Raw genomic sequence first — 15,661 nt, 5'->3', positions numbered from 1 at the left:
GGTCGTCCACAGCTTAGGGCGTTCCGCGGCCGGGAATGATGGATGACATGACCGGGAGTCGCCTGGCGCCGGATTGGCGCCTCATCGCCCGCGGCGCCGCCGTCGGCTGCGCGGGCACCGCGGGCGTGGGGCTGGTGGTCTACGGCGCAGCGTCGCTGGTCGGGTCGCTCACCGCCGACCAGGTGGTCGGCGCCAACATCGGGCTGGGCCTGGGCGCCCTTGCGGTGCGCCTCGTGGCCACACCGCTGCTGTGCTGGTGGCTGCTGCGGCTGTGGCGGGTGCCGCGGGCCGGCGCGGCGACCGTGTTCGGGCTGGTGTGCTACCTGCTGCTGGCCCTGGTCGGGTGGGGCGATCCGGCGCTGCCGGGCGTGGCGGCGGTCTGGCTGGTGCTGGGCGCGGTCTCCGGGGCCATCGGGGTCTATGCGGCCGGCTGCACCGCACCGCGCGTCCCCTCCGCGCGGGTGTGAGCCTCCGCCGCGTCCGCGGTGGCGGCGGTGCGCGCCGTCAGTCGCCGTCGTCTTCGGTGAGCGCCTCGACGCACACGGCCACGCTGATCACCAGGGCGGGATCGCCCCCGGCGTCGGACCGGTGGGTGTTGACGTCCACCGCGTAGGTGTCGCGCAGGCGGAACCACTTCCGGGAGATGTGGGCGACGGTACCCCCGGCGTCGGAGATCACGTACTCCTTGCCGAGGAAGTCCCCGGTGACCTCCCAGTCCTCGCCCTGGTCGAGGTCGACCACGAGCTTGTCCCGGACCGGGTTGAACATGCGCTTGCGCACGGTGGCCACCGTTTCGCCGCCGCGCTCGATGCGCATGGCGTCGCGCACGCTCACCAGCTTCTTGCGGATCGCCAGGAGCTCGTTTCCCCGGGGATCCTTCAACTGGAACGTGGTGCGCAACCGCATCGCCTTGCCGTCGACCCAGAAGACCCGCTGCCCGACTTCGTCGGTGACCCAGAAGTCGTCGCCGATGTCGAAGACGCGTTCGCGAACGAGGAGTTTCACGGCTGGGGCCGTCCTTCCGCGCGGTGCGCCGACCCGGGAGTCCGGCGCTGCCTCGACGCTAAGAGAGGCGAGGGGGCGCGGCAAGGCCGCCGCGGCGGCCCACGGCCGCCGGCCCTCGCAGCGCCCGAGCGGCGGCGGCCGACCGCCCGGCCGCACCCGCCCGCCCCGACCGATGCCGGGAGGCTGTGGACGCCGCCCGCGCGCAAGGGCCGAGGGCGCTATGGTGCGGTGCGTGAGCGAATCGCCTGCCGCTGTGAGCCTGCACGATGTGATCCGCGCCTTCGAGGGCCTCTATGATCCCGCCTGGGCGGCGTCCTGGGACGCCGTGGGCCTGGTGTGCGGAGATCCCGCCCAACCGGTGCGCCGCGTACTCTTCGCCGTCGACCCGGTCGCCGAGGTCGCCGACGAGGCCCGCGAGTGGGAAGCCGACCTCGTCGTCACCCACCATCCGCTGCTGCTGCGCGGTGTCACCAGCGTCGCCGCCACCACGCCCAAGGGCCGGCTCGTGCACCGGCTGATCTCCACCGGGACCGCCCTCTACACCGCGCACACCAACGCCGACACCGCCGCCCCCGGCGTCTCCGACGCGCTGGCCGCGGCGGTGGGCCTGCCCGGCCCGCTCACCCCGCTGGAGCCCGATCCGACCGATCCCGCCGGGCGGCGCGGCATCGGCCGGGTGGGGTCCCTGCCCGAGCCCATGCCGCTGCGCGAGTTCGCCGCGCGCGCCGCCGCAGGGCTGCCGCGCACCGCCGGGGGCGTCCGCGTCAGCGGCGACGCCGAGCGCCCCGTCCAGCGCGTCGCGGTCTCCGGCGGGGCGGGCGACTCCCTGCTCGACCGCGCCCGCGCGGCCGGGGTGGACGTCTTCCTCACCTCCGATCTGCGCCACCACCCCGCCTCGGAGTTCGCCGAGCACGGCGACATCGCCCTCATCGACACCGCGCACTGGGCCAGCGAGTGGCCCTGGCTCTCCGAGGGCGCCGCCCGGCTGGTGAGCGCGCTGGGGGGCGAACGGGCTAACGTGGAGACCCGCGTATCCGAGATCGTCACCGACGCCTGGTCCCTGGTGCTGTGAGCCGACCAGCTCCGAGGCCGCGGCCGATGTCCCGTGCAGCGCTGCCACCGCCTCCGACGCCGGCAATAAGGAGTCCTGAACCCAAGTGAAAGCAGAACCGGACCACCAGCTGCGCCTTCTCGATCTCCAGGAGATCGACAGCCGCCTCGCCCAGCTCGCCTACCGCATGCGCAACCTGCCCGAGAACGCCGAGGTCCAGCGGCTGGACACGCGGCTCGCCGAGCTGCGCGACAGGCGGACCGCCCTGACCACGGCGCTGTCGGACCTCGACCGCGAGCAGCGCAAGGCCGAGTCCGACGTCGACCAGGTGCGCACCCGTGCCGACCGCGACTCCAAACGCCTGGACTCCGGCCAGGTCGGCTCGCCCAAGGACCTCGAGCACCTGCAGTCGGAGATCGCCTCGCTGCAGCGCCGCCAGTCCGAGCTGGAGGAGATCGTGCTGGAGGTGATGGAGCGGCGCGAGGGCCTGGAGTCCGAGGAGGCCGAGCTGCGCAAGGAGCTGGAGTCCCTCGAAACCGAACGCGACGCCGCCGAGGAGCGGCGCGCCACCGCGGTGGGCGACATCGAGGCCGACCGCGCCACCGAGTTCACCCGGCGCGAGCGCGTCGCCGCCGAGATCCCCGACGATCTGATCGCCTTCTACACCAAGTTGCGCGACCAGCACGAGGGCGTCGGCGCGGCTGCGCTGCGCTACGGCCGCTGCGAGGGCTGCAAGCTCGCGCTGAGCACCGCCGAGCTGGCCGAGATCCGCCAGGCGCCCGAGGACGAGGTGCTGCGCTGCGACCAGTGCCGCCGCATCCTCGTGCGCACCGGCGATTCGGGGCTGTAAGCGGGCCGGGCGGCCGGTACGGGCAGGAGGTAGCAGATGAGCAGGCGACTGGTGATCGAGGCTGATGGGGGATCGCGCGGCAACCCCGGGCCGGCCGGATTCGGCGCCGTGGTCCGCGACGCGGCCACCGGCGAGGTGCTGGCCGAGGTCGCCGAGCCGATCGGGACGGCCACCAACAACGTCGCCGAGTACCGCGGGCTGATCGCCGGCCTGGCCGCCGCCGAGGGCATCGCGCCGGGATCCTCCGTCGAGGCGCGGCTTGACTCCAAGCTCGTGGTCGAGCAGCTGTCGGGGCGCTGGCGGATCAAGCACGCCGACCTGCGGCCGCTGGCCGAGCAGGCCCGCGCCAAGGCCGCCGCGTTCGCGGGCGTCGACTACGTCTGGGTGCCGCGGGCCGACAACGCCCACGCCGACCGCCTGGCCAACGAGGCCATGGACGCCGCGGCCGAGGGGAGGCCGGTGCAGCTGAACGCCGCGGAACCCGCCCGCCCGGACGGCGGGCCGGCCGGCGGCGAGAAGCCGGCGGCGCCCGCCGGCGGCGCGGGCACCACGGCGCCGCAGCCCGCGGCCACGGGATGGGCGGCCCCCGACACCGCTCCGACCCGGCTGGTGCTGCTGCGCCACGGCGAGACTCCGTTGTCGGTCGAGCGGCGCTTCGCCGGGGTCGGCGACATCGGCCTCACCGGCACCGGACACGCCCAGGCGCGGGCCGCCGCCCGGCATCTGGCCTCCGCGGGCATCGACGCGGTGGTCTCCTCGCCCCTGCGCCGCGCCCGCGAGACCGCCGAACCGATCGCGGCGGAGCTGTCGCTGCCGGTCGAGGTCGCCGAGGGGCTGCGCGAGGCCGACTTCGGCGCCTGGGAGGGCATGACCTTCGGCGAGGTGCGCAGCAGCCGCCCGGGGGAGCTGGAGAGGTGGTTGGCCGACACCTCCGCTGCGCCCGAGGGCGGCGAGAGCTTCGCGGCGGCGGCCGAACGTGTGGCCGAGGCGCGCGACAAGCTCCTCGCCCGCCATGCCGGCCGCACCGTGCTGGTGGTCAGCCACGTCACGCCGATCAAGATCCTGCTGCAGCAGGCCCTGCTGGCGCCGCTGGAGGCGATCTACCGCATGCACCTGGACGTGGGCTGCCTCTCGCGGATCGACTGCTTCAGCGACGGCCCGATGCTGGTCCGGTCCCTGAACGACACCGGCCACCTCGGGACCGACCGCGCCTGAGCGCCCCGCGCGCGGTCGGCGAGCAGGCACACGGCGCGATACGATGCAGGTGAGGGAGAGTCGGCCAGGCGGTCGCGGCACCTGCGCGGTGCCGAGGAAAGTCCGGACTCCACAGGGCAGGGTGGTCGGTAACACCGACCCGGGGCGACCCGCGGGAAAGTGCCACAGAAAGCAGACCGCCACCGCTGCGCGGTGGTAAGGGTGAAACGGTGGTGTAAGAGACCACCAGCGGCCGGAGCGATCCGGTCGGCTTGGTAAACCCCACCCGGAGCAAGGTCAAAAAAGGGGACCCCGGTCCCCTGCGCGGACGTTCGAGGGCGGCCCGCCCGAGGTCCGCGGGTAGACCGCACCGAGGCTGCCGGCAACGGCAGTCCCAGATGGATGGCCGCCCGGTCCCCAGGGACCGACAGAATCCGGCTTACCGGCCGACTCTCCCCCGTGATCTGCGCTTATTCGGTTCCGGCGCGCCCGTGTTCCGGATACGTCCCACACGCCGCCGCGCCGCCCGACGGCCGCGGGCGTTTCGGCGCGCTCCGCCTGCATTCGCCTCCCGCTCGCGCCGGGGCGCGCCGCTCGGACGCCGCCGCGGCCGAAAAGTCCCGTGCACACGGGGATCTGTGAGCGGAGGGGCGCTCGGTCGGCGATAGATTGGGAAGGGTCAGGACGGTCTCCGCGAGGCGCCGTGCGGGGGCCGACCACGGGCGCGGACATGCGCCCGTGCCGTCTGCGAGTCGGGTTCCGGTGAGAGCTGCCTTGTCCACGACCTGGTGGGTGATCCTTTTCGCCCTGCCGATCATCGCGATCGTCCTCATCGTCGCGTTCGCCCTGTACCACTCCTCCGAGGTCCGCAAGGACGGGCGCGACGACTGGAGGGAAGACGACTGAGCGGCGCGTCCCTCGGGGCGGCGCGGCCCGGTGACCGGGTGCGCGCCCCGAGGGGCCGCCGCTCGGATCAGGGCGCCCCGGACGGCGCCGCCGGGGCGCGCTCGGGCCCGGGCGCGCGGGTGAGAGCCGGCGCGGCGCCCTCCGGCTCGTCCGCGGCCGGGCGGCCGTCCGCGCCCGGCTCGGCGGGAACCGGCACGAATTCCCCGTGGGCGTCGAGAAGGTAGACCTCGGCCGACTCCAGGTCGTAGTACATCCCCGACAGTTCCAGGCGGCCCTGCTCGAAGCGCTGCCGCACGGCCGGATAGGTGAGCAGGTTCTCCAGCTGCTGGACGACGTTGGCCTGGGAGAGGCGGCGCATCGCCTCCGGCGCCGGGGCGGCGCGCAGCAGGTCGGCGCCGGCTCGGGCGAGGCTGTCCTCGCCGTGGGCGAGCCAGCACCCCAACTGGCCGAGCTGGGCATCGGGTTCGCCGGTGCCCTCCAGCAGCGCCTTCATCGCCCCGCAGTGGGAGTGTCCGCACACGACGACCGACGGCACCTCCAGCACCGTGACGGCGTACTCGATCGCGGCACCCACGGAGTCGTCGCCGCGCTCGCCGTCGCGGCGCGGGACGAGGTTGCCGATGTTGCGCACCGTGAACAGGTCACCGGGCCCGCTTGCGGTGATGAGGTTGGGCACCACGCGTGAGTCCGCGCAGGTGAGGAACAGGGCCTTGGGGCGCTGCCGGAGCGCCAGCCGACCCATCAGCGCCCGCAGCCGCGCGGCCGTGCCGGCGTGGTACTCGCGCGCGCCGCTGAGCAGCAGGCCCGAGGGCGGAGCCGCGGGGTCGAAGCCGCCGCGCATCCCCCAGGGGGCCCACCACCTCGCCTGCCCGCCCGGCGCGGTCTTGCCGGCGGGCGGGGCCTGCCGGGAGCGCCGCTCGTACCAGTTCTCGTGCACCTCGTCGATGTCGACGCTGCCGCCGGTGCGCTCGTGGTCCAGGCGCCAGGCGTGGATGGACTCGAACGCGGCGTGGTCCATGAAGTCCACGTGCAGGTCCAGATCGACGTGGGCCCCGCTGGGCACGGTGCGCAGGACGTGGGCGACGCGGGGGACGCCCAGGAAGGTCAGCGATCCCTGCACGACGATGTGCCACCGCCCTTCGCGCTCCTCGGTGAGGACGCTCACCCGGGTCAGTCGGCGCAGCGAGACCAGCACCGACAGGGCGAAGCCGATGACGACGCCCTCCAGCAGTCCGAAGGCGACCACCGCCAGCAGCGCCGCCACGTAGACGCTGGCCTCGCGGTGGCGCCGCAGGTCGCGCAGGTGGGCGAGGTCGACCATGCGCAGACCGATCACCACGAGCAGACCCGCGAGCGCGGCCAGCGGGATGAGCTCGACGGCATGGGCGAACAGGGCGATGAACACCAGGATCCACACGCCGTGCAGCATCGCCGCCAGCGGCGTGCGCGCCCCCGCGCGGGCGTTGGTGGTGCTGCGCACGATCACGCCGGCGACGGGCAGGCCGCCCAGGGTTCCGCTGGCGGCGTTGGCGGCACCCTGTCCGACGAGTTCGCGGTTGAGGTCGACGCGCGGGCCGTCGTGCAGGCGGTCGACGGCCATGGCGCACAGCAGCGACTCCACGCTCGCCACGAGGGCGACCGCCGCTACGCCGAGGGCCACCCCGTGCAGGTCGCCGGCCTCGGGCAGCACCGGGCCGGTCCAGACGGCGGTCGGGGAGTCGGGCAGATCGACGCGGTCGACCCGCCAGCCGGCCGCGGCGGCGACGACCGTGGCGGCGGTGACGGCGACCAGCGCCGCGGGCAGTCGGCGCAGGCGGCGCAGCCCGGGCAGCCGCGGCCACACCAGCACCACAGCGATGGTCAGCAGCCCGACCGCGACTGTGGGCGTGTGGTTGTCGAGGAGTTGGCGGGGCAGTTCGGCGACGTTGGCGGGTGCCGAGCTCTGGGGGTCTCCGCCGAGCAGCACGTGCAGCTGGGCGAGGGCGATCGTGACGCCGACCCCGGCCAGCATGCCGTGGATGACGGCCGGGGAGACCGCCAGCGCGGCCCGGGCGATGCGGCAGGCGCCCAAGGCGATCTGCAGCAGCCCGGCCAGCAGGGTGATCAGGCAGGTGACCCGCCATCCGTAGGCGGTGACCAGGTCGGCGACGATGATGGTGAGCCCGGCTGCGGGCCCGCTGACCTGCACCGCCGATCCTCCGGCGAGGGCGCCCACGATCCCGCCCACGACGGCGGCGATGATCCCGGCGATGAGCGGGGCCCCGGAGGCGACGGCGATGCCCAGCGACAGGGGCACGGCCACCAGGAACACCACGAGCGAGGCGGCGAGGTCGCCGGAGGGGTTGCTCAGTAACGGCAGGGAGCGGATGCGGGAGAGCGGGCGGCGGGCCTCCTCTCCGTGCGGGGTCGGTGTTCCCTGGGCGTCTTCGCGCATGTCTACCCCCGGTGGGTCGCGAACGGAACGGCGCTTGGGGACAGCGGCCTCGCGGCGGGTCGGGGCGGAGGAGCCCATGACCCGACGAACCTCGTCCGTTACGTACTGTAGTCACTCGCGGGCGCTCAGGGGTGCGCTTTCGCGATGATGTTGATAACCGTTTCCGGAGACGTCGACCGGCGGGGATACGGGGCCGCAGACACAACGGGGGGCGGGGCGCGCCGGGTGCGCCCCGCCCCCCGTTCACCTGCGAACCGGCTGCGGTGCCCGCTAGCGGAACCGCCCGTCGCCGCCGTAGCCGTAGCCGCCGCGGCCGTAGGGCGGCGGGGGCGGGTTCTCCGGGTCGTAGGCCTCGGGATGCCCGGAGTAGGGCGGCCATTCCCCCGGTGCGGGGTCGTAGTGGTCGTAGCCCGCGGCGCCGGCCGCCGGGTAGCCGCCGTACTGGTCGGCGGCCGGCGGGTAGTCGCCGAGCATGTCGGCGTAGCCGGGGTAGGGCTGGCCGGAGCCGGCGGCGGGGTAGCCGTTCTGCGGGCCCGTGTGGGGCGGGGCGCCGTAGGGGCCGCTGCCGTGGCCGTCCGGGCCGTAGCCGCCGGGAGTGCCGTAGGGCGCCGCGGACTCGTATCCGGGCCGCGGCGCCATGCCCGGCTGTTCGCCGGCGGCGCCGCCCCACGGCGGCTGGTCCCACGGCGCCTGCTGCGGCCCGCCGTAGCCGTAGCCGCTGTCCGGCCCGCCGCTCGGCGCCGGAGGCATCGGACCGGACTGCGCGATGTTCTGCGGGCCCGTGTGCGGCGGCGGGGCACCGAAGGGGCCGCTGTCGTAGGGCTCGCGGGAGTAGGCGGCCGCCCCGTAGGCCGGCACGGATTCGAAGCCGCCCGCCGGGGTGGGAGCGGGCCCGCTCTGGCCGCCCGCCGATCCCGGGACCGCCGGGTCGCCGTCCGGCGGGGGAGGCCCGGCCGCGCGGCCCGGATCGGCCGGCGGCGGCCCCGGTCGCTGGTGCGACCCGGTCTCCAGGCTCGACCAGATCGGCGATCCGGTGTCGGGTCCCGACCTGCCCGAGGGGGTGAACGAGGGATCGGTCAGCGGGTCGCCGCCGCCCGAGGGCCCGCGTGCGCCGGACTCGTAGCCGCCGTCCGACGGCCGGCTGTGGGACCCGGTGTCGTAGGGCGAGCCCGGCCCGGAGGGGGTGTAGGCGGGCCGGTTGTAGGAGCCCGTGTCGTAGGACGAGCCGGCGGAGGGCTCGTAGCCGGAGCGGCTCAGCGGACCGGACTCGTAGGAGGGCCGGTTCAGCGATCCGGTGTCGTAGGCCGAACCCGCCGTCGAACCCCGCCCGTACTCCCCGCGGCTGTGGGACCCGGTCTCGTGGGGGGAAGGACGGCTCAGCGGGTCGGAGTCGTAGGAAGGAGCGGGGCGGGTGTGGGATCCGGTGTCGTAGGCGGAGCCGGCGGTGGGCTCGTAGCCGGAGCGGCTCAGCGGCCCCGACTCGTAGGAGGGGGAGGGGCGGCTGTGGGATCCGGTGTCGTAGGAGGAGGGCGCGGCCGGGGATCCCTCGTAGCCCGACCCGGGGCGGCCGAGGGGGCCGGAGTCGTAGGAGGAGCGGGAGTGGGATCCGGTGTCATAGGAGGAGCCCCCCGCGGGGGAGCCCTCGTATGCCGCCGCGCCGGGGCCGAGGGGGCCGGAGTCGTAAGTCGGCGAGGAGGAACGCGAATGCGACCCGGTGTCGTAGGGGGAGGGGCCGGCGCCCGATGAGCCCGGCTGCGCACCGCGGCTCAGCGGAGAGGGGCCGCTGAGAGGGTCGTGCGCGAAGGAACCGGACTCCCGCGGTGCGGGCCGGGTCTGCTCACTTCCGCTCGACGGCGACACAGGCCCCGACGGCGCCAGCGGATCGGAGGAGGCGGCCGGTGTCCGAGACCGGGCGGCCGAACCGGACGCGGGCCCGCCCAACGGGTCGCTCAGCGGGTCCCGCGAGTCCGCGGTGCCGCGGCCGCCCGAGCGCCCGAGCTCGTCGGCGGGCGCGGCCGAGCGCTCCTGGGGCGCACCGCGCTCGGCGGGTTCGCCCGGTGCCGGGCCCTGCCCCAGGCTGGCCAGCATGCGCAGTCCGGAGGTGTCGGTGGAGCCGCCGCCCTGGCTCGCCGGAGTCGGGGCCGGGCCTGGGTCGGTGCCCCGGCGGCCGCGGGACGCCCCCTCGGCGGCAGCGGGGCGCTCGGGCCCGGCGTCGGCCGCACGGGCCGGGGCGGGGGCGTCGTCCTCGTCGTCATCGTCGGGAACGGCCGCCATGGCCGCGGTCGACTCCGCGCGGGTGTCGCGCCGTCCGCTGAAGGGGCGCTCCTCGTCGTCGAAGTCGGGATCGTCGCCGGAGAGGCTGGACCAGAAGTCGTTGCCGGCGAAGTCGTCGGCGTCGTCGCGCGCGAGGGAGCGCCCGCGGCGGCTGCGCGAGCGCGCGGGGGCCGCCTCGGCGCGCGGGCGGCGCTCGCGGGCGCGGCCGCGCCCGCGCGGCTCGGGCTCGTCGCCGGGCTCCTCTTCGTCGTAGTCGTCGGCGTAGGCGCGCTCGTCCTCGTCGTCGTAGCCGTCGTCGGCGTTGCTGGCGTTGAGCGCCCGCATGCCCAGCAGGATCAGCACCAGGACGATGAGGACCACGATGACGGCGATGATCGCGATTAGCGCAATGGTCACGGTGAATGCACCACCCTAGGGCCCGCGGCCTGGTAGACGACATGGCTGCCACCGGCGGGGGCGAGGGGGTCGGCCGGTGTGGAAGCACGCGGAGCGAGCGATCGGTACGGCGCCGCCGGAGGACCGCGGCGCGCGGCCCGTGGGGGAGCCCCCGTCGTGAAGGGACGCGCGAGGCGGCCCGCCGGATGTCCCGGCGGGCCCGCATCCGCCGAGCCGCGCGCGCGGCCCGGGGCGGTCGCCGGGCTCGTGCGGCGGCGTCGGCCGCGGCATTCGCACGTTTCGGTCATGGGGTAATCAACGGGGGGCACGGACCCACTTTATGCATAGATGCGGCATGAGTGCAGAGGGCGACGGAGGTTCCTCCGGTGCACACGCGGTGACCACCGGAAGGGCGTGCTCCGCTGGAATTCGCGGCGCTGAACGGCGGCGGAACTCACGGGCCGTTGGTGACGGTGAGGGAGCCGCGCGCCACCGCGCGGTCGGCGATCGCGCCGAGCGCCGCCTCCAGCGACGCGTCGTCGGCGAGCTCCACGTCGCTGCTGAGGGCGTAGAGGGTGAAGCGGATCTCGTCGGCGCCGTCCTGTTCGTAGCAGGGCGGGTCGTAGGAGGTCCGTCCCTCGCTGTTGGGCCCCTGCTCGCCCGGGTGGGGGACCGTGCCCTGCCGCAGCTCGGCGGTCTGGGGGTCGATGCCGTAGAGCACCCAGAACACCGTGGCCTGCTCGGGGGCGTCGGCGACCAGCGCCAGCGACTCGGTGACGTCGTCGTCGGGCAGCCCCGACCACTGCAGCGTCGGCGAGACCCCCTCGCCCCGGCACGTGTAGAGCTTGGGGATGCGTTCGCCCGCCTGCATCATCGTGCTCGTCAGGTTGATGTCGTCGCTGAGTTCGACCTCGGCACCGGAGGTCAGCGACTCGCACCCCGAGGCCGCGGCCGCGACCAGCACGGCACCGCACGCGGCGGCGAGCCGCGCCCCTGCGCGGCGCGATCGGGATGAACGGCGGTCGACCGAGAACATGGTGCTCCTGCGAGACGATGCGACGGGACTGTCCCGGTGCCCATCGCGCCGCGGCGGGCGCGCAAGGCCCGCGCAGCGGCCGCGCGGCACGGCATACCCGAACCATACTGCGGACGGAGCGGCGATGAGTTCGCCCACCCGCCGCGGACTGTTGTGTCCCCGGAGGGCTGCGTCCCCGAGTGGCCTGCGTGTCCCCGGGGCCTGCAGGCGCTCTGCCGGCCCGGTGGCGCCCCTGCGGGCTGCGCGGCAGACGGTGTCGGACCGCGCTCGGGGCGGGTCCGCGCGATGATCCGTGGTCGCTGTTCGCCCTCCTCCGAGGGGTGGACACGGGTTTTCCACCGGATCGCAAAACCCGTTGAGCTCCGGTCGCGGGAATCGGCAATCATGGACCCGTGCGGTTTTCCATCCTCGGTCCACTCGCTGTCTACACCGCCGACGGCGCGGCAGTGCCCGTCGGCGGGCTGCGGCTGCGCCGCCTGCTCGTGCTGCTGCTGCTCACGCCCGGCCGCACCGTGGGCAGCGAGCGCTTGATCCGGGGCGTCTGGGCCGGTGAACCCGAACCCGAGAGCGCGGGCAACGCCCTGCAGGCGCTGGCCTCGCGGCTGCGCCGTGCGCTGGGCGCCTCCGCGCCCCTGCACGGCGACTCCGCCGGCTACCGCCTGGAGGTCGATGCCGGCAGCGTCGACCTCCACCGGTTCGAGGACCTGGCCCGGTGCGGGCGCCGCGCCCGAGCCGAAGGCCGCCTGCAAGAGGCCGACGAACTACTGGGCGAGGCGCTCGCGCTGTGGCGCGGACCCGCCCTGTCGGACCTGGGCGAGACCGGCGGCGCCGCGGACGTCGCCGTGCGGCTGGCCGAATCCCGCCGCGGCATCCTGCTGGAGCGCCTGGCCCTGCGTCTGGACCTCGGCCGCCACGACGACGCGCTGCCCGAGATCGAGGCGCTCGCCGCGCGCGAGCCCCACGACGAGCGCTCGGCCGAGCTGCTCGTCCGCGCGCTGTCGGCGGCGGGGCGCCAGGCCGACGCCCTGGCCGCCTATGACCGGCTGCGCCGCGGGCTGGCCGAGGAGCTGGGCCTGGACCCCTCCCCGCACATGCAGCGGCTGCACCTGCGACTGCTGCGCGGCGAGCTCCACAGCGAACCGCCGGCGCCGGCGCGGCCCGAACCGCCGACGGAGCCGGCCCCGCCCCCCGCGCGCCCGGTCAAGCGCCTCCCGCACATCCTGACCAGCTTCGTCGCCCGCGAGGACGAGGTCGTCCAGGTCGGTGGGCTGCTCCGCGACGAACGCCTGGTGACCCTGATCGGCCCCGGAGGCGCCGGCAAGACCCGGCTGTCCATCGAGGCCGGCGGCCGCTTCGCCGACGAGCGTCCGGCCGAGAGCGGGGTGTGGTTCGTCGAACTCGCCCCGCTGCGCGACGGCGCCGACATCCCCCACGCCCTGCTGGCCGCACTGGGCCTGAGCGAGCCCCCGGGCATGTCGCTGTCCTCCGGGGCGCCCGCCGCCGGCGGAGACATCATCGACCGCGTCGTCGACTTCCTCGCCGACCGCGACGCCCTGCTCATCCTGGACAACTGCGAGCACCTGGTCGCCGAGTCCGCGCAGGTCGCCGAGCGGCTGCTCGCCCGCTGCCCCCGGCTGCGCCTGCTCGCCACCAGCCGCGAACCGCTCGGCATCGCCGGCGAGCGGCTGCTGGCCGTGCCCTCCCTCGCGCTGCCGCCCGAGACCACCACCGCCCGCGACGCGGGCGACTACGCCTCGGTGCGGCTGTTCGTCGAACGCGCCCGCGCGGTCGATCCCGACTTCGCGCTCGACGAGCACAACGCCGAACACGTGGTGCGGATCTGCCGCGAACTCGACGGCATGCCGCTGGCGCTGGAGCTGGCGGCGGCCCGGCTGCGGGCCATCCCCGTCGCCCACCTCGCCTCCCGGCTGTCCGACCGGTTCCGGCTGCTCACCAACGGCAACCGCTTCGCGCTGCCGCAGCACCAGACCCTGCAGGCCGTCGTCGACTGGAGCTGGGAACTGCTCGACGACGCCGAGCGCACCCTGCTGCGCCGGCTGTCGGTCTTCGCGGGCGGTGCCGCCCTCGGCGCCGTCGAGCACGTCGGCTCCCAAGACGCCGCCATCGGCGAGCGCGACGTGTGGTCGGTGCTGTTCGCCCTGGTCGACAAGTCCTTGGTGATCGCCGACGTCGCCGAGGACGGCGGATCCGAGCCCCGCTACCGCATGCTGGAGACGGTGCGCGCCTACGGAGCCCAGCGCCTCGCCGAGAGCGGCGAGGAGCCGGCCGTGCGGCGCGCCCACGCCGACTACACGCTGGACCTGTGGACCCGCGCCGACCCGCACCTGCGCCGCACCGAGCAGCTGAGCTGGCTGGCGCTGCTGCGCCAGGAGCACGACAACCTCACCGCCGCGCTGCGCTGGGCGATCGGCCGGGGCGAGGTCTCGCTAGCCCTCGACCTGCTCCACGCCTCCTGCTGGTACTGGCAGATGGGAAACTCCTGGGCCGACCTGGTGCGGCTGTGCGGCGAGCTGCTGCGGGCGGTCGGCGAGCGCCCGCCCGCCGACCGCATCGTCGCCTACGCCCACTGCCTGGCCGTCCACTCACTGGGCGCCGATTTCAACGCCCGCGACATCTCGGTCAAGGGGCTGCTGCGGGCCGAGGAGCTGCTGGCCGAATCGGGCGGGCGGCCCGAGCACCACCCCGGGCTCCTCATGATCGCCATGCTGCTGGGGATGCTCGGCTACGACCGCACCGAGCGCAGCGCCCGACTGGCCGAGACCGCGGCCGACCACCCCGACCCCTGGATCCGCGCGGCGGCGCAGCTCTTCGGCGGCCTGCTGGCACTGCACTCGGGTGAGGGCGGCGAGGGGCGCCGCCGCGTCCTCACCGCCTTGGAGCGGTTCCGCACCATCGGCGACCGGTGGGGCACCGCGCATGCGCTGACCATGGCCGCCGGCCTCTACCACCTCACCGACCTCGACCGGGAGTTGGAGCTGCTGGCCGAGGGCGACACCCTGGCCGCCGAGATCGGGGTGGGCGGGCTGCGCTCCCAGTTCCGGGTGCGCCGGGCCATGGGTCTGGCGGGGCGCGGCCGCATCGAGCCCGCCCGGCGCGAGATCGCCGAGGCCCGCACCCTGGCCGCGGACAGCGACACCCGGCTGTTCTGCCAGGTGGGCGCCGCCGAGGTCGAGTACGCCGCGGGCGAGTACGCCGCCGCGCGCGAGATGGTGCTGGCGCTCTCCGCCGAGGTCGCCGCGATGAACGCCGTCCTGCGGGCGCAGATCGAACCCGTGTGGCTGGCGCTGCGCAGCCGCATCGCGATGGCCCTCGGCGACCGCGACGCCGCACTCGCCGACGCCGCGGCCGCCTGGCGGATGATCACTCCGGCCATGACCGGGATGCCCTGCGCCGACGTGCTGGAGCAACTGGCCGAGGTGCTGCACCGGGAGTGGCCCGAACGCGCCGCAGTGCTGCTGGGCTGCGCCGAGGCGGTACGCGGCCTGCCCAACGAGGCCGATCCCGCGGTGGTGCGCGTCCGCGCCCGCGCCCGGGGCAGTCTGGGGGCCGCCGCCTTCGACCGGGCGTTCGCCGCCGGCGCGGCCACCGCCCCCGACCGGATGGGTGCCTGGATGGACTCCTGGGCGGGCGAGGGGAGCCCCGAGTCCGCCGGCTGACCGCCACGGCCGGGGCGAGGGGCGGCGGACAGGGACCTGCGGGGTGCCGGCTAGCCGAAGATGCCGCGGCGCTTGAGCATCGACTCCACGGCGTCGGCGAGCACGGGTGCCCAGTCGCCGCCCTGCTCGGCCTGGGCGTGCTCCACCCGGAACCGGGCGAAGCGGTCCTGGCTCTCGGTGAACAGGCCCCCGCGCTTGTCGACCTCCAGCACGACCTCGACGCCCTGCGGGTCGGCGACGAACGACAGCTCCATCTCCTTCATCCGGCCGGCGAACTGCGGCGCCGCCCGGAACTCCAGCTCCTGGTACATCGGGAACTCCTGGCGCGTGCCCACCAGGCGGCCCTGCTCGATGTCGGTCTTGAGCAGGGTGAACCCGAGCCGGTGCACCGCCTCCAGCACCCGGTCCTGGGCCGGCAGGGGGTGGATGCGCACTGGGTCGAGGTCGCCCTTGTCGGGCGCGCCGCCGATCACGACGTCGGTGCTCAATCCCAGCATGGCGCCGGGGAGGCTGCGCCCGCCCGCGTCGGTCAGCGGGCTCTGGTAGGAGACGGGGTAGCTGAACGGGATCCGCCGCTGCTCGCCGGCGGCCAGGCGGAAGGCCCCGCAGACGGGCACGCGGGAGAACTCGCGGGTGACCTGGCCCTCGTAGTCGCCGCTTTCGACCTCGACCCGGGCCGAGAGCGCCACCGCGATCTCGTCGATGTCGGCCTCGACGTCGCCCCCGACCAGGTCGATGTAACCCTCCAGCCGTTCGCCGGGCCTGGCCTGGGGCTGGGTGACGACCGTGTCGATGCTCGGGCCGCCGATGCCGAATGCGGCGAGAATGCGCTTGATGCCCATGGTGTCCTTCCGGTCGT

The 15,661-nt window shown here is 75.0% G+C and carries 11 protein-coding genes and 1 other RNA gene; 7 read left to right on the top strand and 5 right to left on the bottom strand.

Going from position 1 to position 15,661, the window contains the following annotated elements; genetic code table 11:
• Window positions 1-47: 47 nt before the first annotated feature.
• Window positions 48-467: a hypothetical protein gene (locus FZ103_RS20725; protein WP_156003528.1), complete on the top strand. Its 420-nt coding sequence runs from the start codon at window positions 48-50 to the stop codon at window positions 465-467.
• 37 nt (window positions 468-504) lie between these two features.
• On the opposite strand, the gene FZ103_RS20720 is transcribed toward FZ103_RS20725, so the two are convergent.
• Entirely contained in the window at window positions 505-1,005 is a 501-nt protein-coding gene (locus FZ103_RS20720) for an LURP-one-related family protein (protein WP_186356610.1), read from the bottom strand.
• 253 nt (window positions 1,006-1,258) lie between these two features.
• Here FZ103_RS20720 and FZ103_RS20715 point away from each other — a divergent pair, with 253 nt between their 5' ends.
• The 5 genes from FZ103_RS20715 (at window position 1,259) to FZ103_RS25695 (ending at window position 5,006) form a co-directional block, all read left to right on the top strand.
• Window positions 1,259-2,077 (top strand): Nif3-like dinuclear metal center hexameric protein, encoded by an 819-nt coding sequence (locus FZ103_RS20715; RefSeq protein WP_343233659.1) that lies wholly within the window; start codon window positions 1,259-1,261, stop codon window positions 2,075-2,077.
• An 85-nt stretch (window positions 2,078-2,162) separates the two neighbouring features.
• A complete protein-coding gene (locus FZ103_RS20710) occupies window positions 2,163-2,906 on the top strand; it encodes a C4-type zinc ribbon domain-containing protein (RefSeq protein ID WP_186356609.1) in 744 nt (247 codons plus the stop codon).
• Window positions 2,907-2,942: 36 nt separating this feature from the next.
• Entirely contained in the window at window positions 2,943-4,121 is a 1,179-nt protein-coding gene (locus FZ103_RS20705; protein ID WP_156003525.1) for a bifunctional RNase H/acid phosphatase, read from the top strand.
• 56 nt (window positions 4,122-4,177) lie between these two features.
• Window positions 4,178-4,558: RNase P RNA component class A (gene rnpB, locus FZ103_RS20700), an RNA gene on the top strand.
• Window positions 4,559-4,874: 316 nt separating this feature from the next.
• Complete coding sequence (locus tag FZ103_RS25695) at window positions 4,875-5,006, top strand: hypothetical protein (protein WP_255430174.1); 132 nt, start codon at window positions 4,875-4,877, stop codon at window positions 5,004-5,006.
• Between the two features lie 67 nt (window positions 5,007-5,073).
• Here the strand turns inward: FZ103_RS25695 and FZ103_RS20695 are convergent, their stop codons facing one another.
• From FZ103_RS20695 to FZ103_RS20685, 3 genes are all read right to left on the bottom strand, one after another.
• Window positions 5,074-7,440: a bifunctional SulP family inorganic anion transporter/carbonic anhydrase gene (locus FZ103_RS20695; protein WP_156003524.1), complete on the bottom strand. Its 2,367-nt coding sequence runs from the start codon at window positions 7,438-7,440 to the stop codon at window positions 5,074-5,076.
• A 270-nt stretch (window positions 7,441-7,710) separates the two neighbouring features.
• Entirely contained in the window at window positions 7,711-10,110 is a 2,400-nt protein-coding gene (locus FZ103_RS20690; protein WP_156003523.1) for a hypothetical protein, read from the bottom strand.
• Window positions 10,111-10,543: 433 nt separating this feature from the next.
• Window positions 10,544-11,125: a YbhB/YbcL family Raf kinase inhibitor-like protein gene (locus tag FZ103_RS20685; protein WP_156003522.1), complete on the bottom strand. Its 582-nt coding sequence runs from the start codon at window positions 11,123-11,125 to the stop codon at window positions 10,544-10,546.
• A gap of 392 nt (window positions 11,126-11,517) precedes the next feature.
• Between FZ103_RS20685 and FZ103_RS20680 the strand changes: the two genes are divergently transcribed.
• A complete protein-coding gene (locus FZ103_RS20680) occupies window positions 11,518-14,802 on the top strand; it encodes a BTAD domain-containing putative transcriptional regulator (protein WP_186356608.1) in 3,285 nt (1,094 codons plus the stop codon).
• Window positions 14,803-14,852: 50 nt separating this feature from the next.
• Here FZ103_RS20680 and FZ103_RS20675 read toward each other — a convergent pair whose 3' ends face one another.
• The gene (locus FZ103_RS20675) at window positions 14,853-15,644 is read right to left on the bottom strand and encodes a sporulation protein (protein WP_156003521.1); all 792 of its coding nucleotides are present in this window, start codon (window positions 15,642-15,644) and stop codon (window positions 14,853-14,855) included.
• Window positions 15,645-15,661: the final 17 nt, after the last annotated feature.

Origin of the sequence: Streptomonospora sp. PA3, from assembly GCF_009728995.1 — a bacterium.
Taxonomy (GTDB): domain Bacteria; phylum Actinomycetota; class Actinomycetes; order Streptosporangiales; family Streptosporangiaceae; genus Streptomonospora.
The sequence above is the reverse complement of the archived record's forward strand: the minus strand, read 5'-3'. Positions and strand labels throughout refer to the sequence as shown.